Here is a 22,001-nt window from a genome sequence, read left to right on the forward strand (position 1 = left end):
CCTGACCGGAAAAGCCGGTTCGACGGGAGACCTGTCAGTGATCGACTATTTTTACACCCACGTTTCTCCCTGGGCCTATCTCGGCCATCAGGCCTTTGTGGATCTTGCGGCGGCGCATGGGCAGGAGATCCGGTTCCGGCCGGTCAATCTGGCCGGGGTTTTCGAGGTGTCTGGCGGTCTGCCGCTGGCCAAGCGCCATCCGGTGCGTCAGGCCTACCGTTTTGTCGAGCTGCAGCGCTGGCGGGAAAAGCGCGGCATGCCGCTGACACTGAAGCCTGCCTTCTTTCCCGCCGATCCCACCCTGGCCGATTGCTGCGCCATTGCCGTGGCCGAGGCAGGTGGTCCGGTGGCGGCCTGTTCAGCACGGTTCTTCCAGGCCGTCTGGGTGGAAGACCTCAACATCGCCGGCGAAGCGGTTCTGGCCGGGCTGATGCGCGAGATGGGCCTTGATGCAGACGCCTTGCTTGCAGCAGCAGGCAGCGAACCCATTCGGGAAGCCTATCAGGATAACCAGCGCCGTGCCATCGAACTGGGTGTCATCGGCTCGCCCTGCTACGTGCTGAAAGGTGAGCCCTTCTGGGGGCAGGACAGGCTGGACCTGCTGGAAGATGCGCTTGTCTCGGGCCGGGATGCCTTCCGGCCGGTTTGAGGCGGGGCAAGGTTCCTGGGCAGAACTGCCGCGACGGCGTGCTTTTGACATAGTCCCCCGCTAACATGCAGTTTGTGTGGGCGAGTCCCCCGGCGCGCGGCGAATGGAGGCATAGGCGATGGCTGATCCGGAACTGGCATCATCTGCGCGGCTGCGCGCAGGAACGCTCGCCGTGGCTCTTCTGGCCCTGTCCGGCTTCCTGCCTGGACAAGTGGCAGAGGCGAAAAGCGCGGCGCCGCAGGGCAGCCTTGCGGCGGGCCAGGTGGCAGGTCAGGGGGCTCCCGCAAAGACCCGGCCCTCGGGCAAGCCTGCCGCCAAGGCAAAAGCTCAAGGCCAGAGTCAGAGCCAGGTTAAAACCAAGCCCAAGCCTGCTCCCGCCGTTCCCGCAAGCAAGACCTCGAACAACGCTGCAGGCAGATCCCAAGCGGACTCACCAGCGAAAGTGCCGGTGAGCGGGCCTGCAACGGCACCTGTCCCGGTGGCGGACCAGCAGGCAAATCCGGCGCAGGAAACCGCGCCCTCTGAGGCTCCGGTCGCTGATCCGCAGCGTTACGCGCTCGTGAAAGTGGACGGCAGCTACCTGCGGCTGGACAGGGTGGCCGGAACGATCGCCTTCTGTAAACCGGCTAATGGGGTGTGGCGCTGCATGCCTTCTCCGGATGCAGAAGCCGCTTATTTGGGTGAAATCGAGCAGCTGCGGCAGGAAAACGCAGCCCTGCGGCAAGAAATTGCGGCTCTCAAGGGGAACTCGGACAGCGGTGTCCCGGGCCGCCCATCCGCAGAAGCGCCCCGCGGCAACACCCGGCCAGCGCCGGAGCTGTCGCAAAAGGATGAAGAACAGCTCGACGAAATGCTCTCCTTCACGGAGCAGGCCATGCGCCGGTTCTTCGGTCTGATGCGGGATCTGCAAAGAGAAACGGGGCAGTAGACTGTCTTTTCCTCGCATCTCATGGCCGCGTTGCCGGCTCTGGCGGGACAGGCTGTCTCCTCTGCTCAGTCTGCCCGCAGGCGTGACAGGGCTTCCTGCGTGCCAGTGGGCAGGCCCGCTGGCTCGCCGCTCTCCCGGCAAACCGGGCCGAAAGCGGTGTCGGTGATGGCGCAAAGACGGCTGGCGCGGCTTTCGAACACGAAGAAACGCGCGCCCAGCATGTTTGCCTGGGTGCCGGTCAGACTGACGGCGATCACGAAGCTTTCTCCTGCCTTAAGCGGACTGATCCAGGTCAGTTTCATCTCGAAAAGACGGCGCCCGCTGCCTGTTTCCTGTTGCCAGCCGAGGTTCAGGGGAGTCTGTTGCCAGACGTGAGGCAGAGCCTCGCCGATGCATTGCGCGACAAAGCAATCATCTGCCTTGTTGTCCGCCCCAAGATGCCTTGGGAGCACGGTGCCGCGGTAAATGACCGATCCTCCCCCCTCAACAATGCTCTCCAGGGTTACCTTGTTGGTCAATGGAGAAGGGGGCAAGGCACGGGGAGCCGCTTCTTCCGGCATGGCTTGAACCACATCCTTGAACTTGCTGCGGAATGTGCGGGCGGTGCCGGCAGGCGGGGTATAGCCATCGATAGCTGTGGCCAGAACCTCTCCGGTCACGGCGTTCTTCATCTGATGGACGATGGTCAGAATATGCGGGCCATCGAAACAGACGAGAGAGGAAACCACAAGCAGCGTGCTGCAGGGGGCCGGAGTGTGGAAGCGGATGTGCCGCACGCGGCGGGCGCCGACCAGAGACTCACTCAGCGCGCAGATGAGCCGGAACTGCCTGTCCGCCTCATCGAGCCGTTGGACGCAACCATGTTCGCTCAAAATACCCTGTTCTGTACAATCGCCTTGGCTCACATAGGAGAACAGGGTTTCTTCAGTCAGCATCGTGTGGTGGCCCTGATGGTTGCTGTAGCCGGAAAAAATATGTAAATTACCTTCAGGTAATATTATAGATATTCATATTTACGCTAAGGAAATTATCAATAAGAGATTTGCTCTGGTCCGCTATTTCGAGAGGAAAGCTCTGGAAAACATGGCATCCGCCTGGGAAGACGTCCAGCGTGGCGGAGTTCCCGGACGATATCCATCGGGAAGCCTGAAACAGCGTGTCATCCAGAAGAGGATCCCGGGTTCCCACCACGAAATAGGCGGGCGGCATGCCGCTCAGGTCTGCCATCAGGGGGGAAATGTCCGCAGACTTGGGGTCTTCGCCGTTCTGCAGATACAAACGGACGAACATTTCGATGTCGCGCGTGTTCAGGACCAGCTTCTCCGTGCCCCAGGATCTGGCGCTTGGCGTCAGGCTCAGATCGAAACAGCCGGCTATAAAGACGGCGGCGCCGAAGGGTGTCAGGCCGTGCCTGTCCCGCAGGCGCAGCAGGGTGACGGCAGCCAGATTGGCGCCTGCGCTGTCCCCGCCGATGGAAAACCGTCTCAGCCCGAATTCCCGCGCGGCCGGCCCGATGAGCCAGAGGGCCGCAGCTTCGCAGTCATCCGGCGCGGCAGGATAGGGATGTTCCGGAGCAAGCCGGTAGTCCACGGAAGCAACCAGAAGTCCCGTCCTGTCAGCCATTTCGGCCAGCCGCAGATCCTGCAGGTCCGCCCCGCCGAACGTCCAGCCGCCGCCATGAATATGCAGGAAGGCGCCCTCCGGCCGGCTGTCCTGTGGCCGGAACAGCCGGAGGCGGAGCTTGCCCGCTGCCCCGCCACGGGCAGGACCCTCGATCCAGACATCCTCAGCGCGCGGGCTGCGGACGGGGGCCGGGAAGGGGCCTATGCCTTGCTCCCGCCGGTCGCGGACCACCTGCGGGGGGAAGCTCCACTGATCCGGCTCGGCAGCCAGCCGCGCCGCGAGAGCCTCATTGAAGGCGCGTGTTTCTTCGCTCACGGCTTCGGGCAGGAAGAGGGAATGGTTAAGACTCAGCATCAAGGATTCTCCGGTTCCGGTGACTGCGGAAAAGCTAAGGTGTCGGATCGTGACTGCCAATCTGCTTCAGCCAGGGGGCGTCAGGGGGCAATCCGGAGAAGCTGCAGCGCGTTGCCGTTTCTCCCAGGTCACTTGCGGGAGATTCGGGCAAGGCTTGATCTGGTGCAAGGTGATGTGCACTGTGAAGGCAGAGCCTTCTGACCGGGATGGCTGCGCCCGTTGTGCGGTGTGCGCTGGCCTGACCGGATGGACTTGCGTTCGTGCGGATCCGGGGGCCGATGCGTCAGCATTCCGGTCCGCCCGGACAGTATGTGATAAGGGGCCGGGAGCCGTGGAGCGGCCCAGACGCGGTCAGGCGTGCCGGGGTGTAAAATCGGGGGGGAAAGCATTGGCGGACATCAACAATTACCATTTCATCATTGCGGATGATCATCCTTTGTTTCGCGGGGCGCTGCGGCAGGCGCTTGATTTGCTCTATCCCGGATCGGTGATCGACGAAGCCGGTACGCTGGAGGATGTGACCGCCCGCCTGGAGGATGCTGGCGGCGTGGATCTGGTGCTGCTGGATCTGTCCATGCCCGGCATGCGCGGCTTCTCGGGCCTTATGTTCCTGCGCGCCCAGCACCCTTCGGTCCCGGTGGTGATTGTCTCGGCCAATGAAGAGCCTCAGGCCATTCGCCGGGCCATCGGCTTTGGGGCGTCAGGGTTCATTCCCAAGTCCCATGGCATCGAAGTCATCCGCAATGCGATCGAGCAGGTGATGGCCGGTTCGCTTTGGACCCCGCCGGAAATCGACCTTACCATCGCCGACAAGGATTCTGATGCGGCGCGCCGGCTGGCCAGTCTGACGCCGCAGCAGGTGCGCGTCCTCATGATGCTGTCGGAAGGTCTTCTGAACAAGCAGATCGCCTATGAGCTGTCCGTATCCGAGGCAACCGTCAAGGCGCATGTGTCTGCCATCTTGCAGAAACTGGGCGTTGAAAGCCGGACGCAAGCGGTGATTGCTGCCTCCAGGATCGAAGCCGGAAGCTGGCAGATACCGGAAGCAAGCCAGGATCTTTGATCCTGCTGCTCTGGATTTCAGCCCTGCCAGAATCCGCCAACAGTCAAACGCTGTTCTTTGGGCATGCCCACCCTTTGAGCATGCTTATTGAGCAATGCTGCGCAGGCTGGAGAGCGTGGACAGGTATTTTATCAAATTGATTAAATTGATTGGCCGTTTCCTGTTGAACTCATTTGGAAATCTTCGCTTCTTTAAATCAGATCGTGATTTTTACCCCCTCTTTACGGAGATATGAGACATTACGTTCCCTGGCGACACATGTACCCTGTGCGCAAATATTGACCGGATAGTGGATGAGCCAGGCGAAGGCCGAGAAGCAGGTCGCATTCGGAGCAGCAGAGCCCGGTGATGCCGGGCGTGCTGCAGCAGGGGAAGACGTGTGCATGAACGGGGAACTCAGCGTCGCTGATTTTCTGAGGCGTCCACTTCATCATCTGACCGGCGCCGTGCGCTTCATCTTCCGGGGACTGTTGGATGAGGATGAGCTGAGCGGCCGGATACGCGCGCAGCAGATCACGGCGATTGTCCGGTTCATGCCGTATATTACGTCATGGAATGTCTTCAGCGCTCTCATCATCATCAATCTGAATTTCGGTGTGACGCCGCTCTACCTGTTGCTCGCCTGGTCAGTAGCCATCATGTTTGTCATCGGCCGCGGTGTCGCCGTCTGGCAGAAGAGCCGGAAGCGGACATTTACGACGGCGTCCTCCAGGGGCATTGTTTCCGCAACCATACAGGCCGGCGTACTGGGCATCCTGTGGTGCCTGGCACTGTTCATGACCTTTTATTACGGCTCTGAGGACACGCTCATCCTTGTCGCCCCTGCCTGATTGCCGGACTGATCTGCGCGGGCGGCTTTGTGCTGGCGACGGTGCCTCTGGCAGGCCTTGCCTGGGTTGTGACGATCTGGTGCGGATCGGTGTTCCAGATCATGCAGATCGGCAAGGGGCCGATGGTCGAGCTTGCCAGCCTGCTCTCGGCCTATTCCTTTATGGTGGTGGTTTGTATTCTGGCGGTTTCCCGGGTGTTTGTGGCCCGTGTGATAACGGAGCGGGAACTCGAACACCGGGGACAGGTGATCGGCCTGCTGCTCAACGAGTTTGAGGAAAGCGCCAGCGACTGGCTGTGGGAAACCGACAGCGCGGGCAATCTGAAACGGACATCTGCCCGGTTCTGCGAGGTTTGCGGCCGCGCCCCGGAAGACCTGCAGGGATACGGCCTGATCGATGCCCTGCAGACAAGTGCCGAGCAGGGGGATGGCTGGGATGAGGTACGGAAGGTGATGAACGCCTGTCAGCCCTTCCGCGACATGCCCGTGCTGACCATCGTCAATGGTGAGCGCCGCTGGTGGTCTCTCACCGGCAGGCCCTATTTTGACCGTGCCTGCAAGTTCACCGGCTATCGCGGCGTCGGGTCTGACATCACCGATGCCCGCCGCGCCCACGATCTGGTCAAATATCTCGCTGAGCATGATGCGCTGACGGGAGTGGGCAACCGCAACTGGCTGCTGGGCCGGGCTGGCGAGAGCCTGGAGAACGCGCTGGCCGATGGCAGCAATGTCAGCCTGCTGATGGTGGATCTCGACAACTTCAAGGCCATCAATGACATGCGCGGTCATCCCGTGGGCGACGAGATCCTCAATCTGGTCGCGCAGCGGTTCAGTGAAATCTGTGCCGGGCGCGCGGATCTTGCCCGCATTGGCGGTGATGAATTCGCCATTCTGCATGTGGGGCAAAGCCGCCAGAACACCGAGGCGCTGGCGAGCGAACTGATCAACAGCCTGAAGGCGCCGCTGCTGACCGATAGCGGCAGCTACACCGTGGGCGCAACGATTGGCATCGCCTGCGCGCCGCGTCAGGCGGACACCATCGATGACCTGATGCGCTGTGCGGATATCGCGCTCTACAAGGCCAAGCGCAGCGGACGGGGACAGGCCCTGTATTTCGAAGCCGAGATGGACCGGGAACAGCGTGAGCGGCGCGAGATGGAGGCAGCGCTCCGCAGGGCCGTCGAAAAAGGCGGCCTCACGCTGGCTTTCCAGCCGATTGTCTCGGCACAAACCGGACACATCCAGTCCTGCGAGGCCCTGCTGCGCTGGAACGATCCGTTCATCGGTCCGGTTTCACCCGCCGTCTTCGTTCCCATCGCCGAAGAGGCCGGGCTGATTGTTCCGATCGGGGAATGGGTGCTGCGGGAGGCGTGCAAGCGTGCCGCCGGGAGCAAGCACGAGATATCCATTGCGGTCAATCTGTCGCCGCTGCAGTTCGCGGCGGCGGGGCTTGTTGACGCGGTGAAATGGGCGCTGGAGGAATCGGGACTGCCGGCACAGCGGCTGATCCTGGAAATAACCGAATCCGTGCTGATCCAGGACGCAGGGTCAACGGCCGAGATCCTCAGTCAGCTCAAGGCGCTGGGCGTGCGCATCGCTCTGGACGACTTCGGAACAGGATATTCGTCGCTGAGCTACCTGCGTCATTATCACTTCGACAAGATCAAGATCGACAAGTCCTTCGTCAGCGAACTGGGCGATGGCGGAGAGAGCATGGCCATCATCTCTGCGGTCATCATCCTGGCGCGCAGCCTGAAGATGGAAGTGACGGCAGAAGGCGTCGAGACAGAAGAACAGGCCAATCAGTTGCGTCTCATGGGCTGTGGCAGCTTGCAGGGCTATTATTTTGGCCTGCCGGTGGAAAACTGCCCGGACACGCTCGTGCCGCGTCCTGACTATGGCGCCAGCCGGGCAGGGTCGCGAAAGATCGTCACTCAGTAACCAGCATTTCTGCCCGGACACGCGCCAGCTGGGCCCTGAGCGCCGCCGGCCGGACCGGTTTGTTGAGCAGTCCGATGTCCCGCTCCGCCGCTTCCGCCCGCACGGAGCGGCTGCGGTCCGCGGTGATGAGCAGCGCAGGAATGCTGCGGCCGAATTTCCAGCGCAGCCGCACGGCACATTCAATGCCATTGCCCTGATCAAGATGATAGTCGACCAGCATGATGTCGGGGGGGCGGCCAAGCTGCGTCACGTGCTGGGCTGCTTCCATGTCGTTGCTGGCGGTCAGAACCTCGCAGCTCCAGCTTTCCAGCAGGCGGCGCATGCCGTCGAGAATGTTTGGCTCGTTGTCGATGGCCAGAACCAGCATGCCATCCAGCTGGCTGCTGGTCACGGCAACCGGCTCGCCAACGCTGGGCAGCACGGGAACAGGGGCTGCTGAGGGAACTTCCACCGCAAAGCAGGAGCCTTTCCCCATCCGCGAGCGCAGGGTGACGGGATGATCCAGCACCCGGCTGATCCGCTCCACGATGCACAGGCCGAGTCCCAACCCTTTGGCCGTGCGGATGCCATCGTCCAGCCGGTGGAACTCCATGAAGATGGCTTTCTGCTTGGAGGCCGGAATGCCGATACCCGTGTCATGAACCTCGATGATGACACGTGAGCCATGGCGGCGGCAGCCGACAAGAACGCGGCCCGTCAGGGTATATTTCAGGGCATTGGACACAAGGTTCTGCAACAGGCGGCGCAGCAAGCGGCGGTCCGAGCGGACGGTGAGCGAGGTCGGCACGAAACTCAGCCTGAGGTCCCGTTCGCGCGCGACCGGGTCGAATTCCAGCTGCAAGGCGCGGAAAATCTCGTCGAGGCGGAAGGTGCCGTATTCCGGTTTGAGCGCGCCGGTGTCGAGGCGGGAAATATCCAGAATGGCGCTGATGATGTCTTCGACGGATTCGAGCGAGGCTTCGACATTGCGCACCAGATCCCCTGCCTCCCCCTCGCGGAACCTGTCGACCAGCACGGAGGCGTAAAGGCGGGCGGCGTTCAGCGGCTGCAGGATGTCATGCCCGGCGGCGGCCAGAAACCGGGTCTTGCCGATGTTGGCCTCTTCGGCGGCATGGGTTGCCTGCACGAGCTGCTGGTTGACGCGGGTCAGCTCCTCTGTGCGCTCGCGCACCCGGCGCTCCAGCGTTTCGTGGGATCTGGACAGGGCTTCCTCGGCCAGCACGCGCTCGGTGATGTCGGTGAAGGTGGTGACGATGCCGCCATCCGGCATGGGACTGATGCGCACCTCCAGAATGGTGCCCGTGATTGACAGGCGCTCCTGGAACGTCTCCTGGCGGATCACCAGCTTCTCGATCCTGTCGGCCACAATCGCATCGGCCGAACTGCCTCTCAATTCGCCCCGCTCCGCATTGAAGCGGATGAGGGTGTCGAGCGGGATGCCCACCTGGCCATATTCAGGTGGAAGGCCTAGCAGGTCGCGGAACTGACGGTTCCAGCAGATCAGCCGCAGATCCCGGTCGAACACGGCAATGCCCTGACGCACCTGATCGAGCGCCGTCTGTAAAAGGTCGCGATTGTACTGGATGGCTTCCGAGGCATCATCCAGCAGCTTCATGGCGCCCTTGATGGTGGCATCGCGCCGTTTGAGCAACAGAGACAGGACCAGCCTTGCGGAGGCCGCGCCGATGGCCGAGGCCAGCAGCTGCTCTGAGTAGCGCAGCACCTGCGCATCCGCCGGAGCGTTGAGATCCAGCGTCAGGCCGCGTTCACGGGCGTACCGGTGGAAGGAACGCTCGGAGCGTTCCACCCCCAGATAGCGGGCGACGGTGGCCTTCAGATCACCAACCGTCACATGGGTCCGCCACAGGCGGAAGGACGGCGTCGAGGCCAGCTCCTGCGGCACGAAGAGATTGGCCTGAAGCCGTTCGGACGGCTCGGGCGCCCGGGTCAGCGAGAAGAGAATGAAACAGGTGAGATTGGCCAGAAGACTGAAGGCTACCCCGTGCAGGAACGGGTCGGCGGGGCTGTAGAACAGGGATTGCGGCCGCAGCCATTCGATGCCGAACGGCCCGTCGAAGAGGATCGCTTCGGCAATGAGCCCGGACTGGACAAAGGTCGGCAGCAGCAGGGTGTAGAGCCACAGGCCAAAGCCCGCCACCATGCCGGCAATGGCACCGCGCGCCGTTGCTTTGCGCCAGAAAAGCCCGCCAAAGAAGGCCGGAGCGAACTGGGCAATCGCGGCAAAGGAGAGGAGGCCGATCGAGGCAAGGGCGGCGGTGTCACCGGCTGCCCTGTAATAGGCATAGGCGAGCAGCAGGATGACGAAGATGGAGGCACGGCGCACACGCAGCAGCATGCGGCTGAGATCCTTGCCCCGTGTCGAGGCGATATCGTCGCTGCCGCGCTGGCGCAGAATGAGCGGAACCACGATGTCATTGGAAATCATGATCGCCAGCGCCACCGTGGCGACGATGATCATGGCTGTGGCCGCCGAGAGGCCGCCGATGAAGGCGAAAAGGGCGAGAAAACCCTGGTTCGATGCCATAGGCAGGGCGAGAACGTAGGAATCGGGATTGATGCCGGGATCCAGCGTCAGCATGCCCGCCGCGGCAATCGGCACCACGAAGATGTTGATGGCGATGAGGTAGAGCGGGAACAACCAGGTGGCGAGGCGCAGCTCCGCCTCGGAATTGTTCTCGGTGACCACCACATGGAACTGGCGCGGCAGCAGCAGTGAGGCGATCAGCGACAGGCACGTGATGGCGATCCATTCCGCCGGCTGGAACGGCTGGGAAAAGACGCTGGCGACCTTGGGGCTTGTGGCAATTGCCGCCACCAGATCCAGCGGCCCGTCATAAAGGGCATAGGTGACCCAGAAGCCAACCGCCAGGAACGCGAAGAGCTTGACCACCGCTTCGAGCGCAATCGCCAGCATCAGCCCCTCCTGGTGCTCGGTCGCATCAATGTGCCGGGTGCCGAACAGCCAGGCAAAGACGGCCATGCCGATGGCGATCAGCAGGGTGATGTCGCCAAAGGATGTGAGCAGCGATACCCCGTCCGGCGGGCCGAAGGGGCCGATCATGGTGGTGACCGACAGGGACAGCGCCTTCAGCTGCAGGGCGATGTAGGGAATGATGCCGATGACGGCGATGACCGTCGCCGTTGCGCCAACCGTCTGGCTCTTGCCGTAACGGGCGGCCATGAAGTCGGCAATCGAGGTGATCCGCTCCGTCTTGGCGACCCTTATGATCCGCCGCAGCAGCGGAAAACCGAAGGCAAAGAGCAGGATCGGGCCTGTGTAGATCGCCAGAAACTCCAGCCCGTCCCGCGTCGCACCGCCAACCGAGCCATAGAAGGTCCAGGATGTGCAGTAGACAGAGAGAGACAGCGCATAGATGAAGGGCCGGCTCTTCACCGCCAGCGGCAGGCGCGAGCGCCGGTCTCCAAAACTGGCGATGGCAAAGAGCAGCAGGATATAGCCCAGTGCGCTTAAGGTGACGATCCAGCCGTCCAGCATCGCAATCCTGTCCGCCCATGCCCGGTTGAACCGGAGCCTTGTTGCCTCTGGCCGGATGCGCCGTTTCTTACCGTGCGTCCCCGTCCTCCCGTGCTGATCGGACCATAGGTGCGCCGCCTTGTCCATTCGTCTTGCGGCGGGGGCGTACCGGCCCGAACCTTCCCTTGCGGATGGAATGTGTTAACACTGTCAGGCAGGCCGGGCGGACGGCCCGGACCAGGAGCACCAGATCACGGGGGCGGAAATGCTCAAGGAATTCAAGGAATTTGCCGTTAAGGGCAACATGCTCGACATGGCCGTCGGCATAGTCATCGGCGCGGCCTTCAGTGCCATCGTCTCTTCCATGGTGGATGATATCATCATGCCGCCGATCGGCCTGATCCTCGGCAACGTGGACTTCTCCGAGCTGTTTCTCGTCCTGAAGCAGGGGGTGCCCGAAGGTCCCTATCCGACCGTGGATGCCGCAAAGGCGGCGGGGGCGGTGACCTGGAACCTTGGGCTCTTCGTCAATGCCGTGGTCAAGTTCACCATCGTGGCCTTCGCCCTCTTCATCGTGGTGAAAGGCGTCAACCGGCTGCGGCGCGAAGAAAAGGCCATGCCCGCAGAACCGGCCAAGCCGCCGCGCCAGGAACTGCTGCTGGAAGAGATCCGCGATCTTCTGAAGAAGTGAGCTAGGCCGGGATAGGCCTGTCCCGCCCGGGATGGCACCCGGCGGCAATCATCGCTTTGGGTGAAGTCAGCTTCACGCAGATTCATGTGCTTTTGCCGGAGAGGATTTGTAAGGTCGATGACCAGACACATACTTCCGGCGGAGCCTGACGTGACCTTGCACACCCCCAACGATCCTATCCTTGATGCACTCCGGGCGCCTGCCCGCAATGCGCCGGAAAGCGGCATCGTCGAAGTCGTCAATGCGGCGCGCGAGCTGCCGGATGTGATCCCGCTCTGGGTGGGCGAGGGCGATCTGCCAACGCCGCCCTTCATCTGCGAGGCGGCGGAAGCGGCGATGAAGGCGGGCGAGACCTTCTACACCTATCAGCGCGGATTGCCGGAACTGCGCAAGGCGCTTGCGGATTATCATGGCCGCGTCTTCGGCCGCCCGTTTGATCCGGAGCGTTTCTTCGTCACCGGGTCCGGGATGCAGGCCATCCAGATCGCGGTGCAGATGATCGCCGGGCAGGGGGACGAGGTGCTGGTCCCGGTGCCTGCATGGCCGAACATTGCCGCCTCTGTCGGGCTGATGGGCGGGGTGCCGGTCTCCGTGCCCCTCGATTTCACGCAAGGCGGCTGGTCGCTGGATGTGGCGCGTCTCGAAGCGGCAATCACACCGCGCACCCGCGCCATCTTCATCAACACGCCGGCCAATCCAACCGGCTGGGTGGCAAGCCGCGAGGATCTGAAACAGATTCTCGATATCTCCCGCCGTTACGGTATCTGGATTATTGCCGACGAAGTATATGGCCGTTTCTACTATGGGGCCGGCAATCATGCGCCGTCCTTCCACGAAATTGTGGAAGAGAACGACCGGGTGATCCAGGTGAATACCTTCTCGAAGAACTGGGCCATGACCGGCTGGCGTATCGGCTGGATGTCCGCACCCAAAGCGCTGGGCCAGGTCATTGAGAACATGGTGCAATACTCCACCTCCGGCGTTGCTGCCTTCATGCAGCGCGGGGCGATTGCGGCGCTGTCTGCGCAAGGGGATGCCTTCCTTGAGGAGCAGAAAGCGCGTGCGCTGGCGGGCCGCAAGATCGTCTGTGATGCGCTGGCGGCCATGGATGGCGTGCGTTTCACCGTGCCAGATGGCTCTTTCTACATGTTCTTCGGCATCGAGGGGTACACGGATGCGCGGCAGCTGGCGATGGATCTGGCCCTCCAGGCGCGGGTGGGGCTGGCGCCTGCTTCGGCCTTTGGTGTCACCGGGCAGGGCTTCCTGCGGCTGTGCTTTGCCCGCCGGGCCGATCATGTGGGAGAGGGGATGAGGCGCCTTGCCGCTTGGCTAAAGCGTTGACGCAGCTTCGTAGAATGCGTTACGGATTTCCACGTAAGGACTTGGTGCCCAGCGTCGTGCTTTGCCGCGCTCGGGACATTTTGGCGGCAGGGCATGGACGAGGGACAGGGACATTGCGGTCAGGGCGCGGCTTGGACCGTATCTGACGCACGTCTGGCCAGTGTTCTGGAGACGGCCGTCGACGGCATCATCGTCATCAATGACCGCATGCGGATCCTTGCCTTCAACAAGGCCTGCGAGCGCCTTTTCGGCTATACGGCGGCTGAAGCTCTGGGGCAGAACGTTACCCTGATCATGCCGGACTCCTATGCCCGCGAGCATGACCACTATGTGGAGCGCTATCTGGAAACCGGCGAGCGGCGGATCATCGGCATCGGCCGTGAAGTCGCCGCGCGCCACAAGGATGGCACGGAGTTTCCGGTGGAGCTGTCGGTCGGCGAGGCGAAAACGCCCGACGGACGCCAGTTCATCGGCATCCTGCGGGATTTGCGGCACCGCAAGTCGGTGGAGCAGAGCCTCGCGAGGGCGCAGGCGCAACTGGTTCACATGACCCGAATCAGCGCCATCGACGAGATGGGCGCGGCGATTGCCCATGAACTGAACCAGCCGCTGACAGCAATCTTGTTGTATCTTCAGGCAGTTGTCCGCAAGGCGCGCAATGCCGGTACCGTCGATGCACAGTCCCTCGGCGTGATCGAGAAGGCCATGCGTGAGGCCGAGCGTGCGGGGGAGATCATCCAGCGCATGCGCCAGCTGGTGGAGAAGCGCGATCCGGAACGGGTGCCGACGGATCTGCTGAGTTTCTGCCGGTCCTGTGTGGAACTGGTGGAACTGGGATCGGGTGACAGCGGCGTGCGTTTCGAGATGAAAATCCAGCCGCAGCTGCCGGAACTGCCAATCGATCCGGTGCAGATCCGGCAGGTTCTGGTCAACCTTCTGCGCAATGCCCGCGAGGCGGTGCAGGGTTCGCCGGAAAAGACCGTTCGGCTCGAAGTCGAACGGAGCGGCGATTACATCGAGTTTCGCGTCCAGGACAGCGGGCCAGGGGTCCCCTCCGAGGTGGTTCCGGAACTGTTCCGCGCCTTCTCAGGCCACAAACGCAAGGGGCTGGGGCTTGGCCTCGCCATTTCCAGGACCATCGCCCAGAATCACGCCGGTGATCTGAGCCTTGAAAAAGCTGCCGAGGGAGAAGGGGCAACGTTCGTTCTCCGCCTTCCTATTAATTGCAATATTGATCCAGATCGTCACGCTGACGCCAAGTCGTGATATGCCCTTGGGCTATACGCAAGAAAGAGGACTTTAGGGATGACCGAAGCCATCTACATCGTTGATGATGATCCCGCCGTGCGCGATGCATTGTCTGTCGTGTTCGAGATGGAGGGCTTTTCGGTCGAAACCTTCGAGGACGGGGACAGCTTCGTCACCGCTGCCAAGGAGCGTGTTCCGGCTTGCGTCATTCTCGACGTGCACATGCCGGGCCGTTCCGGCATCGACGTGCTGAAGGCCCTGAGCGCGGACAGCTATGAAGCGCCGATCTTCATCATCTCCGGCCAGGGCGATATCCCGATGGCTGTGGAGGCCATCCGCAACGGTGCCTTTGATTTCATCGAGAAGCCTTTTGATGCCGACACGGTGGTTGCCCGTGTGCGCGAGGGCATCGAGGCGCAGCGGAACAAGGGGGCACCTGCAAATGGTGAGACCGGCAGCTTCCCCGGCGCTGAGCTGCTGACCCGGCGTGAGCGCGAGGTTCTGGGCAGGATCACGGCAGGGGCCTCCAACAAGGAAGCTGGCCGGGAGCTGGGCATCAGCCCGCGCACGGTCGAGGTGCACCGCGCCCGCATCATGGAAAAACTCGGCGCCAAGAATGCGGCCGATCTCGTCCGCATCGTGCTTGCTCATTGACGTGAAACTGCATCAGCCCGCACTCCGTGAGCGGGCTGATGACATCGATTACAAAAATTTGATTCAGATCCCCCGTACTAGTGCGTAGATCATATTGGGCAAAAGAACCTTATAAAGAGGGGAGTGCGAAGTGCACACGCTCTATCACGGACCATTTGCGTGACAGTTCACATTGTCGAAGATGATTTCGGGGTATCGGACGCGCTGTCCATTCTCGTGGAGGGAATGGGTCACGAAGCGGTCGTATACCCCGACGCAGAATCCTTCTTTGAAGGCGAGCCGCCGGTTTCCGGCGACCTGGTGATTGTCGACCTGGGCCTGCCCGGCGTCAGTGGCGCACAGGTGGTGCGCTGGCTGGGTGAATTCCGCGACCCTCCCAAGGTTATTGTCATCTCCGGACAGCCGGGGAACCGCCTGCGGGAGATGCTGAGCGGCATCAATCCCTTTGCCTTCCTGCGCAAGCCTCTGTCCGAAGAAGAGCTGGCGCCTTATCTTTGAAGGCGGAATTGCAGCCGCGGCAAAATCCTGCGTTTCTTTTGTCTTGTGAAGTAAAATTGCATCAATTCCCTGGTTGCGATCTGCTGCCGGATTTATTTGCTTTGTGTTGTTTCCCCTCTGAGGGGCGGAGTACAACTTCCTTGCACTACTGAATTCTACGGATGCGTCATCTTGTCCTGAGTATAAGGCCTTACGCACTCGACCGGATTCCGCCCTGCAAATCTCCAAGATAGTTTGTCACCATCAGCAGCAATACAGGCAGCCCGCCGGACGGGGCAGGTTGCCGGAAACGTGGTGCATGGGGAAACCCGTGCCGTGTTTCTTTGCGGGTTGAAAGCCACAGGAGGGAAACATGGCTTATCTGGAACGCAGTCTCACAAGATCACCCATGGCCGGTACCATCGCATCCCGCGTTCCTGCCCCTGAGGTCACCTCTCACTTCGCCAGTTTTGGCGCCAAGAGCGTGAGCTACAAACCGCATGATGTGATCTATTACCAGGGTGACCCTGCCGACCGCATTTTCGAGGTTGGCCGCGGCACGGTGATGCTGTTCAAGCTGCTGCCCGATGGCCGCCGTCAGGTGGTCGAGGTGCTGCGCGCCGGAGATATCTTCGGGATGCCCGCCGGTGAAGAGCAGGATTGCACCGCTGAAACCCTGACCGATGCCTGCGTCCACACGCTGGACCTGCACCAGATCGAAGTCTCGCCCGACATTCAGCGCCAGCTGACCAAATGCCTGATCACGCAGATGCAGCATCTGCATGAACACGCAGTTCTGCTTGGCCGCAAGTCGGCAACCGAGCGTGTCGCCAGCTTCCTGATGCATCTGGTTCCGGACCGCGGCGGCAGCAACTGCACGGGGCCGGTGGAAGACGGCCTGCCGGACAGCCGTCAGGTCAAGCTGCACATGACCCGCCAGGAAATTGCCGACTACCTTGGTCTGACCATCGAGACAGTCAGCCGTGTGATCTCGGACATGAAGCGCCGGGGGCTCATCACGCTGGAGCGCAACGACGAGATCCGCCTCAACCGGGTTTGCGCGGTCTGCCAGCTCACCGGCAAGCACTGATCAGACAAGCACATGACCCCATCGATCATTGTAAGCCCTGCAGCCAGTCCGCAAGGACTGGCTGTTGGCGTTTTTGCGGGCAAAAGCGGGACATCGCCCTCGCTCCTGCCCTGGCCCAGCCTGCCATCTGGCTGGTGGCTGGGCGCCATTTCCAATTCTCACACCGCCATCGAGTGGCGCGGCACGACGGCGCTGGGGGCGGCCTTGCCGAAATAGGCATCGAAGGCAGCCGCCGCGATGCGCACATAAGGGCGTCCTGCCGGCGTGATTTTCACCCAGGCATCCTTGCAGGTCAGCAGGCCGTCGGCTGCGAGTTCCTCCAGTTTTGCGAGGCTTTCGCTGAAGTGGCTGAGGGGCAGGCCATGCCGTTCGGCAATCCGGGCCACGTCCACGGTGTAGGACGTCATCAGCTGTTCGATGATATCGGCCCGCGCCCGGTCATCATCGGACAGGGCAAAGCCCTTGTTGACCGGCAGCTGGCCGTTTTCCACCATGCGCTGCCACGTGCCCGTGTCACTGACATTCTGGACAAAACCGGCCGGCAGCCGGCCGATGGAGGAGACGCCGAGGCCGATCAGCGCTTCACCCTGATCGGTGGTGTAGCCTTGGAAATTGCGCTTCAGACGGCCTTCAGCCAGTGCAATGGCCATGCTGTCGTCCGGCCGGGCGAAATGATCGAGGCCGATGGCCACATAGCCCGCCTCCATCAGCGCTTCGCGCGCCGCATCGGCCATGGCAAGGCGCTCGGCCGGAGCGGGCAGGGTGGTCTCGTCAATGAGCCGCTGGTGCTTCTTCATCCAGGGCACATGGGCATAGCCGAAGAGGGCGATGCGCGAAGGCTGCAGCGCGACGGTGCGGGCCACGGTGTCGAGAATCGTGTCGCGCGTCTGCAGCGGCAGCCCGTACATCAGGTCGAAATTCAGGGCGTCCAGTCCGGCATCCCGCAGGTGATTGACGGCTGCCTGCAGCACCTCGTAGGACTGCACCCGGCCGATGGCCTTCTGCACATCCGGGTTCAGGTCCTGCACGCCGAGACTGGCGCGGTTGATGCCCATCACGGCCAGCGTCAGCGCAAGGCGGCGGGTGACATAGCGCGGGTCCAGTTCGATGGCGTGTTCGAGATCCGGTGTGGGGTCGAACAGCACCCGGATCATGCCGGAGAGTTCCAGCAGGCTTGCTTCCGGCAAAAGGCTCGGCGTGCCGCCGCCCCAATGGATGTGGCGCACGCGCCGCTGGGCGCCCAGATGCCCGGCGACCAGCTCGATCTCGGCTTCCAGCGATTTGGCATATTGCACCAGAGGTGCGTCCTTGCGGGTCGCCTTGGTGTGACAGCCGCAATAGTGGCACAGCTCCCGGCAATAGGGCACATGCAAGTAGAGGGACAGGTCCGTCTCTTCAGGCAGGCCAGCCAGCCAGCTGCCGTAAAGGCCGGGTGTCACCTCCGCACTGAAGTGCGGTGCGGTCGGGTAGCTTGTGTAGCGCGGCACGTTACGGGCCGCATACCGGGCAAGATGGTCGCTCATGAGGGCAATCTGGCAGATGTCCGGGAGGGAAACCTTGATCTTCCTCAAGGTTCCTGAAGGTGTGTTGCAGCTTCAAGCCATGCGTCATGCGCGCAGGTGCAAGGGTTCAGCCCGGCTGCAAACGCACTGGTTGGCCTGCCGCAGGCCGCTATAGTGACATGGCATGCCTGCCAGCCCCCTGATTTCCTGATACGCGACCAGCCTGATGACATCCAGCCAGATCGACGCCGAACCAACCGTTTCCCGCCGGAGAGCCTTGGCGCAATTCTGCCTGACGATTGCCATCGGCGGGGCTGGCGCTGCCGGGTTCAACTGGCTGGGTCTTCCTGCTGCGTGGCTATCGGGTGCGATGGTTGTTGTGGCTGCGGCCACCTTCGCGGGACTGAGGGCGAAGTTTCCAACCGGCATCCAGCCGCCGCTTTACACGCTGCTGGGCATGACCATGGGCAGCGGCGTGACGCCGGACGTGGTGCACCGCATCGGCGACTGGCCGGTTTCGCTGGCTGGACTTGCCGTGGTCGTGGCGCTTGTCATGGCGGCAACGTTCTTCTTCTTGCGCAATGTCTGCGGCTGGACCCGTGAGGAGGCCTACTTCGCAGCCATCCCCGGCGCTCTGACCTTTGTGATGGCGGTCGCCTCTGACCGCAGGACCGATGTGACGCGTTTCTCGACGGCCCATATCATCCGGCTGTTCTTCCTGGTGGCAGCTCTGCCGCTCTTCATCGGGCAAGTGGGCGGGGCAGGGATGGACGGCATCGCTGAGGCCGCTCCCGTGCCGCTTCAGGACACGGCATTGGGCCTTGTCATCTGCGTCGCGGCCAGTTTGGCGGCGGTGCGGCTGCGCATTCCGGGCGGCTGGCTGACAGGGGCGTTCTTTGCCAGCGCGCTGGCGAGCGGCACGGGCTTTCTGGATACGCATGTGCCGGACTGGGCGCTGATTCCCTGCTTTGTTATTCTGGGCGCTTCCATCGGCATCCGTTTCTGCGAAGTTTCCCCGGGCATGCTGCTGCGCCTTCTGGCGGCCTCCGCCGGAGCCTTCGCTGCGGGGCTCACGGTGTCGGTGGTGGGCGCGCTGGCCGTTGCGCTGACGCTGGGCATTCCGGCCGGACAGGTACTGCTGGCCTATGCGCCGGGTGGGCTGGAGGTGATGATGCTGCTGGCCTACCTGCTCGACATGGATCCGGCCTTTGTCGCCGCCCATCAGCTGGCCCGCTATATTGCGTTGATCCTGATTCTCCCGCCTGTGACCCTTGCGGTGCTTGGCCGCAGCCCGCGCGGCGGGGCGTAACCAAGGCGTTCCCCTCTTTGCAGCGTCCAGCCGGGCCGGATGGCTGCCTGCACCCGGGATAAATGCCCCGCGGCACTTTCACGGCCTTCCGGCCTGATACCTTTTTGCCATCAAACCGAAGCCTTTCCGCCCCGTTGATCTGAATCAACGCGTCTGGCCCCATCCCATGTGCAAGGTCAGCGTCGGACTGCTGGCCCTTCCCTCGCCAGCGGCATTCAAGACTGGGGCGGAAGAATGGCACAATCAAAGGCCAAACTCATATCGCTCGAGGAAGGGGCCTTCGCCCTGTTCCTTGTGCTGCTCGCCTTCGCCTGCCTGATCGTGGCAGGGAAGACTTACGACCAGGTGATGGCATTCCATACGGCAATCGGCGCTCTGTTCGCTGCTGCCGGTGCCTTCATCATCTTCAAGAACTACTTCGATGACGGCGGGATCGAGATCCCGCAGGAAATCGGCGGCAAGCCGAACTACAACATGGGGCCGGTCAAGTTCGGCACCGTGGCTGCCATGTTCTGGGGCATCGCCGGTTTCACCGCCGGTCTCATCATCGCGCTTCAGCTGGCCTTTCCGGCGCTGAATTTCGATCTGCCCTGGACCAATTTCGGGCGCCTGCGTCCGCTGCACACCTCTGCGGTGATCTTCGCCTTCGGTGGCAACGTGCTGCTCGCGACATCCATGTATGTGGTCCAGCGCACCTGCCGCGTCCGCATGCCGGGCAAGATCCTGCCCTGGTTCGTCATTCTCGGCTACAACGCCTTCATCATCATTGCCGGCACGGGTTATCTGCTCGGCGCGACACAGGGCAAGGAATATGCCGAGCCGGAATGGTACGCCGACCTGTGGCTGACCATCGTCTGGGTGGCTTACCTGTTCCTGTTCCTTGGCACCATCTGGAAGCGCAAGGAGCCGCATATCTATGTGGCGAACTGGTTCTACCTTGCCTTCATCGTCACCATTGCGATGCTGCATCTGGTCAACAACGCCACCATTCCGGTGTCGGTGTTCGGGACCAAGTCCTACATCGTCTGGTCTGGCGTGCAGGATGCGATGGTGCAGTGGTGGTATGGGCATAACGCGGTGGGCTTCTTCCTGACCGCTGGCTTCCTGGCCATCATGTACTATTTCGTGCCCAAGCGTGCCGAACGGCCGGTCTATTCCTACCGCCTGTCGATCGTGCACTTCTGGGCGCTGATCTTCATCTACATCTGGGCCGGCCCCCACCACCTGCACTACACGGCTCTGCCGCAGTGGGCATCGACGCTGGGCGCCACCTTCTCCGTGATCCTGTGGATGCCCTCCTGGGGCGGTATGATCAACGGCCTGATGACCCTGTCAGGTGCCTGGGACAAGCTGCGGACCGATCCGGTGCTACGCATGATGGTCGTGTCGGTTGCCTTCTACGGCATGTCGACCTTCGAAGGCCCGCTCATGAGCATCCGTGCCGTGAACTCGCTGTCGCATTACACCGACTGGACCATTGGCCACGTGCATTCCGGTGCTCTGGGCTGGGTGGGCTACATCTCCTTCGGTGCGCTCTACTGCCTGGTTCCCTGGCTGTGGAAGAAGAAGGGCCTCTACTCGCTGAAGCTGGTGGACTGGCACTTCTGGCTCTCGACCATGGGCATCGTCCTGTACATCTGCGCCATGTGGGTGTCGGGCATCATGCAGGGCCTGATGTGGCGCGCCTACGACAAGATGGGCTTCCTTGAATACTCCTTCATCGAAACCGTCGACGCCATGTTCCCCTACTACGTCATCCGTGCTCTTGGCGGCGCACTCTTCGTGCTCGGCGCCGTGATCATGGCCTTCAACCTCTGGATGACCGTCCGTCATGGTGAGGCCGAAGTGGCCGAAACCGGTACGGCTGGCAATCTGGCTCCGGCCGAATAAGGGGGAGAGCAATCAATGTCTGCCTGGGCAAAACACCAAATCTTCGAGAAGAACTCCATTCTTCTTCTTGTGGGCATCCTCCTGATGGTCTCCATCGGCGGTCTCGTCGAGATCGTCCCGCTCTTCTATCTGAAAAGCACGATCGAGAAGGTGGAAGGGATGCGTCCCTACTCCCCGCTCGAACTGGCCGGCCGCAACATCTACATCCGTGAAGGGTGCTACCTCTGCCATTCGCAGATGGTCCGCCCGATGCGCGATGAACTGGAGCGCTATGGCAAGTACTCGCTGGCTGCGGAATCCATGTATGACCATCCGTTCCAGTGGGGCTCCAAGCGCACGGGTCCGGATCTCGCCCGCGTCGGCGGCAAGTATTCCGACGACTGGCACCGTGATCACCTGATCAACCCGCGCTCTGTCGTGCCGGAATCGATCATGCCGGGCTATCCGTTCCTCATGACGGCCAAGCTCGACACCCGTGGCATTGCCGACCACCTGAAGGTGAATGCAATCGTCGGCGTGCCTTACACGGACGAAATGATCGAAAAGGCCGCCGCCGACCTGGCCATTCAGGCCAACCCGGATGCAGACGGCGTGGATGAATTCCTTGCCCGTTACCCGAAGGCTGTTGTCCGTGACTTCGACGGCAATCCGAAGGACCTGACGGAAATGGATGCGCTCATCGCCTATCTGCAGATGCTTGGAACGCTCGTGGATTTCACGATCTACGACGACAAGGCGAACCTGCGCTGAGGAGGCTCACATGAACGAGACCTACATGACCCTGGCCAGCTTCGCCCAGACGGGTGGCACGATCTACTTCGTGCTGATGTTTGCAGGTGTGCTCGCCTATGCCCTCTGGCCCCGCAATGCAGACCGCTTTGACGAGGCCGCCAAGATCCCGTTCCGGGAGGACTGA

19 protein-coding genes are annotated in these 22,001 nt (G+C 62.1%); 15 read left to right on the forward strand and 4 right to left on the reverse strand.

All coding sequences use genetic code 11. The features are described 5' to 3' along the window. Nucleotides 1-37 precede the first annotated feature (37 nt). Both ASC48_RS08190 and ASC48_RS08195 read left to right on the forward strand, forming a co-directional pair. Nucleotides 38-649 carry a 2-hydroxychromene-2-carboxylate isomerase gene (locus ASC48_RS08190; RefSeq protein WP_244270021.1) on the forward strand — a complete coding sequence of 204 codons (612 nt, stop codon included), beginning with the start codon at nucleotides 38-40 and terminating at the stop codon, nucleotides 647-649. Nucleotides 650-767: 118 nt separating this feature from the next. Then, nucleotides 768-1,577 carry a hypothetical protein gene (locus tag ASC48_RS08195; RefSeq protein ID WP_055455234.1) on the forward strand — a complete coding sequence of 270 codons (810 nt, stop codon included), beginning with the start codon at nucleotides 768-770 and terminating at the stop codon, nucleotides 1,575-1,577. Between the two features lie 65 nt (nucleotides 1,578-1,642). On the opposite strand, the gene ASC48_RS08200 is transcribed toward ASC48_RS08195, so the two are convergent. Both ASC48_RS08200 and ASC48_RS08205 read right to left on the reverse strand, forming a co-directional pair. Next, nucleotides 1,643-2,512 carry a hypothetical protein gene (locus ASC48_RS08200; RefSeq protein ID WP_055455235.1) on the reverse strand — a complete coding sequence of 290 codons (870 nt, stop codon included), beginning with the start codon at nucleotides 2,510-2,512 and terminating at the stop codon, nucleotides 1,643-1,645. Nucleotides 2,513-2,564: 52 nt separating this feature from the next. Next, on the reverse strand, nucleotides 2,565-3,554 hold the full coding sequence (locus ASC48_RS08205; RefSeq protein WP_055455236.1) for an alpha/beta hydrolase: 990 nt from the start codon (nucleotides 3,552-3,554) through the stop codon (nucleotides 2,565-2,567). Nucleotides 3,555-3,942: 388 nt separating this feature from the next. On the opposite strand from ASC48_RS08205, the gene ASC48_RS08210 reads away from it, so the two are divergent. From ASC48_RS08210 to ASC48_RS08220, 3 genes are all read left to right on the forward strand, one after another. Continuing rightward, nucleotides 3,943-4,617 carry a response regulator gene (locus tag ASC48_RS08210; protein WP_055455237.1) on the forward strand — a complete coding sequence of 225 codons (675 nt, stop codon included), beginning with the start codon at nucleotides 3,943-3,945 and terminating at the stop codon, nucleotides 4,615-4,617. A 293-nt stretch (nucleotides 4,618-4,910) separates the two neighbouring features. Then, entirely contained in the window at nucleotides 4,911-5,447 is a 537-nt protein-coding gene (locus ASC48_RS08215; protein WP_055455238.1) for a hypothetical protein, read from the forward strand. 29 nt (nucleotides 5,448-5,476) lie between these two features. Beyond that, a complete protein-coding gene (locus tag ASC48_RS08220) occupies nucleotides 5,477-7,387 on the forward strand; it encodes a putative bifunctional diguanylate cyclase/phosphodiesterase (protein ID WP_055455239.1) in 1,911 nt (636 codons plus the stop codon). On the opposite strand, the gene ASC48_RS08225 is transcribed toward ASC48_RS08220, so the two are convergent. Further along, the gene (locus ASC48_RS08225; RefSeq protein WP_055455240.1) at nucleotides 7,377-10,904 is read right to left on the reverse strand and encodes a PAS domain-containing hybrid sensor histidine kinase/response regulator; all 3,528 of its coding nucleotides are present in this window, start codon (nucleotides 10,902-10,904) and stop codon (nucleotides 7,377-7,379) included. The genes ASC48_RS08220 and ASC48_RS08225 overlap by 11 nt on opposite strands. Before the next feature lie 244 nt (nucleotides 10,905-11,148). On the opposite strand from ASC48_RS08225, the gene mscL reads away from it, so the two are divergent. From mscL to ASC48_RS08255, 6 genes are all read left to right on the forward strand, one after another. After that, entirely contained in the window at nucleotides 11,149-11,574 is a 426-nt protein-coding gene (mscL, locus tag ASC48_RS08230) for a large conductance mechanosensitive channel protein MscL (protein ID WP_055455241.1), read from the forward strand. A 117-nt stretch (nucleotides 11,575-11,691) separates the two neighbouring features. Continuing rightward, nucleotides 11,692-12,915, forward strand: coding sequence for a pyridoxal phosphate-dependent aminotransferase (locus tag ASC48_RS08235; RefSeq protein WP_055455242.1), 1,224 nt, complete (start codon nucleotides 11,692-11,694; stop codon nucleotides 12,913-12,915). 93 nt (nucleotides 12,916-13,008) lie between these two features. After that, nucleotides 13,009-14,181, forward strand: a complete 1,173-nt coding sequence (locus ASC48_RS08240) for a two-component system sensor histidine kinase NtrB (RefSeq protein ID WP_055455243.1) — start codon at nucleotides 13,009-13,011, stop codon at nucleotides 14,179-14,181. Nucleotides 14,182-14,220: 39 nt separating this feature from the next. Next, the gene (locus ASC48_RS08245; RefSeq protein ID WP_055455244.1) at nucleotides 14,221-14,817 is read left to right on the forward strand and encodes a response regulator transcription factor; all 597 of its coding nucleotides are present in this window, start codon (nucleotides 14,221-14,223) and stop codon (nucleotides 14,815-14,817) included. A gap of 159 nt (nucleotides 14,818-14,976) precedes the next feature. After that, on the forward strand, nucleotides 14,977-15,315 hold the full coding sequence (locus ASC48_RS08250; protein ID WP_208975598.1) for a response regulator: 339 nt from the start codon (nucleotides 14,977-14,979) through the stop codon (nucleotides 15,313-15,315). A gap of 352 nt (nucleotides 15,316-15,667) precedes the next feature. Continuing rightward, a complete protein-coding gene (locus tag ASC48_RS08255; RefSeq protein WP_208975599.1) occupies nucleotides 15,668-16,384 on the forward strand; it encodes a helix-turn-helix domain-containing protein in 717 nt (238 codons plus the stop codon). 158 nt (nucleotides 16,385-16,542) lie between these two features. Here the strand turns inward: ASC48_RS08255 and hemN are convergent, their stop codons facing one another. Next, entirely contained in the window at nucleotides 16,543-17,907 is a 1,365-nt protein-coding gene (gene hemN, locus ASC48_RS08260) for an oxygen-independent coproporphyrinogen III oxidase (RefSeq protein ID WP_055455319.1), read from the reverse strand. Nucleotides 17,908-18,112: 205 nt separating this feature from the next. Here hemN and ASC48_RS08265 point away from each other — a divergent pair, with 205 nt between their 5' ends. The 4 genes from ASC48_RS08265 to ASC48_RS08280 all read left to right on the forward strand — a co-directional run bounded on the left by ASC48_RS08265 (nucleotide 18,113) and on the right by ASC48_RS08280 (nucleotide 22,001). Next, nucleotides 18,113-19,195, forward strand: coding sequence for an AbrB family transcriptional regulator (locus tag ASC48_RS08265; protein ID WP_055455246.1), 1,083 nt, complete (start codon nucleotides 18,113-18,115; stop codon nucleotides 19,193-19,195). A gap of 234 nt (nucleotides 19,196-19,429) precedes the next feature. After that, entirely contained in the window at nucleotides 19,430-21,085 is a 1,656-nt protein-coding gene (ccoN, locus tag ASC48_RS08270) for a cytochrome-c oxidase, cbb3-type subunit I (RefSeq protein ID WP_055455247.1), read from the forward strand. A gap of 15 nt (nucleotides 21,086-21,100) precedes the next feature. Further along, nucleotides 21,101-21,835: a cytochrome-c oxidase, cbb3-type subunit II gene (ccoO, locus tag ASC48_RS08275; RefSeq protein WP_055455248.1), complete on the forward strand. Its 735-nt coding sequence runs from the start codon at nucleotides 21,101-21,103 to the stop codon at nucleotides 21,833-21,835. Between the two features lie 10 nt (nucleotides 21,836-21,845). After that, nucleotides 21,846-22,001 (forward strand): cbb3-type cytochrome c oxidase subunit 3, encoded by a 156-nt coding sequence (locus ASC48_RS08280; RefSeq protein WP_055455249.1) that lies wholly within the window; start codon nucleotides 21,846-21,848, stop codon nucleotides 21,999-22,001.

This window comes from Pannonibacter indicus, assembly GCF_001418225.1.
In the GTDB taxonomy this organism is placed as follows: Bacteria; Pseudomonadota; Alphaproteobacteria; order Rhizobiales; family Stappiaceae; genus Pannonibacter; species Pannonibacter indicus.

Excerpts from the sequence above, each read along its gene's own strand:
- ASC48_RS08195 (WP_055455234.1), top strand. The coding sequence starts at position 768 with ATGGCTGATCCGGAACTGGCATCATCTGCGCGGCTGCGCGCAGGAACG.
- ASC48_RS08200 (WP_055455235.1), bottom strand. The coding sequence starts at position 2,512 with ATGCTGACTGAAGAAACCCTGTTCTCCTATGTGAGCCAAGGCGATTGT.
- ASC48_RS08205 (WP_055455236.1), bottom strand. The coding sequence starts at position 3,554 with ATGCTGAGTCTTAACCATTCCCTCTTCCTGCCCGAAGCCGTGAGCGAA.
- ASC48_RS08215 (WP_055455238.1), top strand. The coding sequence starts at position 4,911 with ATGAGCCAGGCGAAGGCCGAGAAGCAGGTCGCATTCGGAGCAGCAGAG.
- ASC48_RS08225 (WP_055455240.1), bottom strand. The coding sequence starts at position 10,904 with ATGCTGGACGGCTGGATCGTCACCTTAAGCGCACTGGGCTATATCCTG.
- mscL (WP_055455241.1), top strand. The coding sequence starts at position 11,149 with ATGCTCAAGGAATTCAAGGAATTTGCCGTTAAGGGCAACATGCTCGAC.
- ASC48_RS08235 (WP_055455242.1), top strand. The coding sequence starts at position 11,692 with ATGACCAGACACATACTTCCGGCGGAGCCTGACGTGACCTTGCACACC.
- ASC48_RS08240 (WP_055455243.1), top strand. The coding sequence starts at position 13,009 with ATGGACGAGGGACAGGGACATTGCGGTCAGGGCGCGGCTTGGACCGTA.
- ASC48_RS08245 (WP_055455244.1), top strand. The coding sequence starts at position 14,221 with ATGACCGAAGCCATCTACATCGTTGATGATGATCCCGCCGTGCGCGAT.
- ASC48_RS08255 (WP_208975599.1), top strand. The coding sequence starts at position 15,668 with ATGGCTTATCTGGAACGCAGTCTCACAAGATCACCCATGGCCGGTACC.
- hemN (WP_055455319.1), bottom strand. The coding sequence starts at position 17,907 with ATGAGCGACCATCTTGCCCGGTATGCGGCCCGTAACGTGCCGCGCTAC.
- ASC48_RS08265 (WP_055455246.1), top strand. The coding sequence starts at position 18,113 with ATGACATCCAGCCAGATCGACGCCGAACCAACCGTTTCCCGCCGGAGA.
- ccoN (WP_055455247.1), top strand. The coding sequence starts at position 19,430 with ATGGCACAATCAAAGGCCAAACTCATATCGCTCGAGGAAGGGGCCTTC.
- ccoO (WP_055455248.1), top strand. The coding sequence starts at position 21,101 with ATGTCTGCCTGGGCAAAACACCAAATCTTCGAGAAGAACTCCATTCTT.
- ASC48_RS08280 (WP_055455249.1), top strand. The coding sequence starts at position 21,846 with ATGAACGAGACCTACATGACCCTGGCCAGCTTCGCCCAGACGGGTGGC.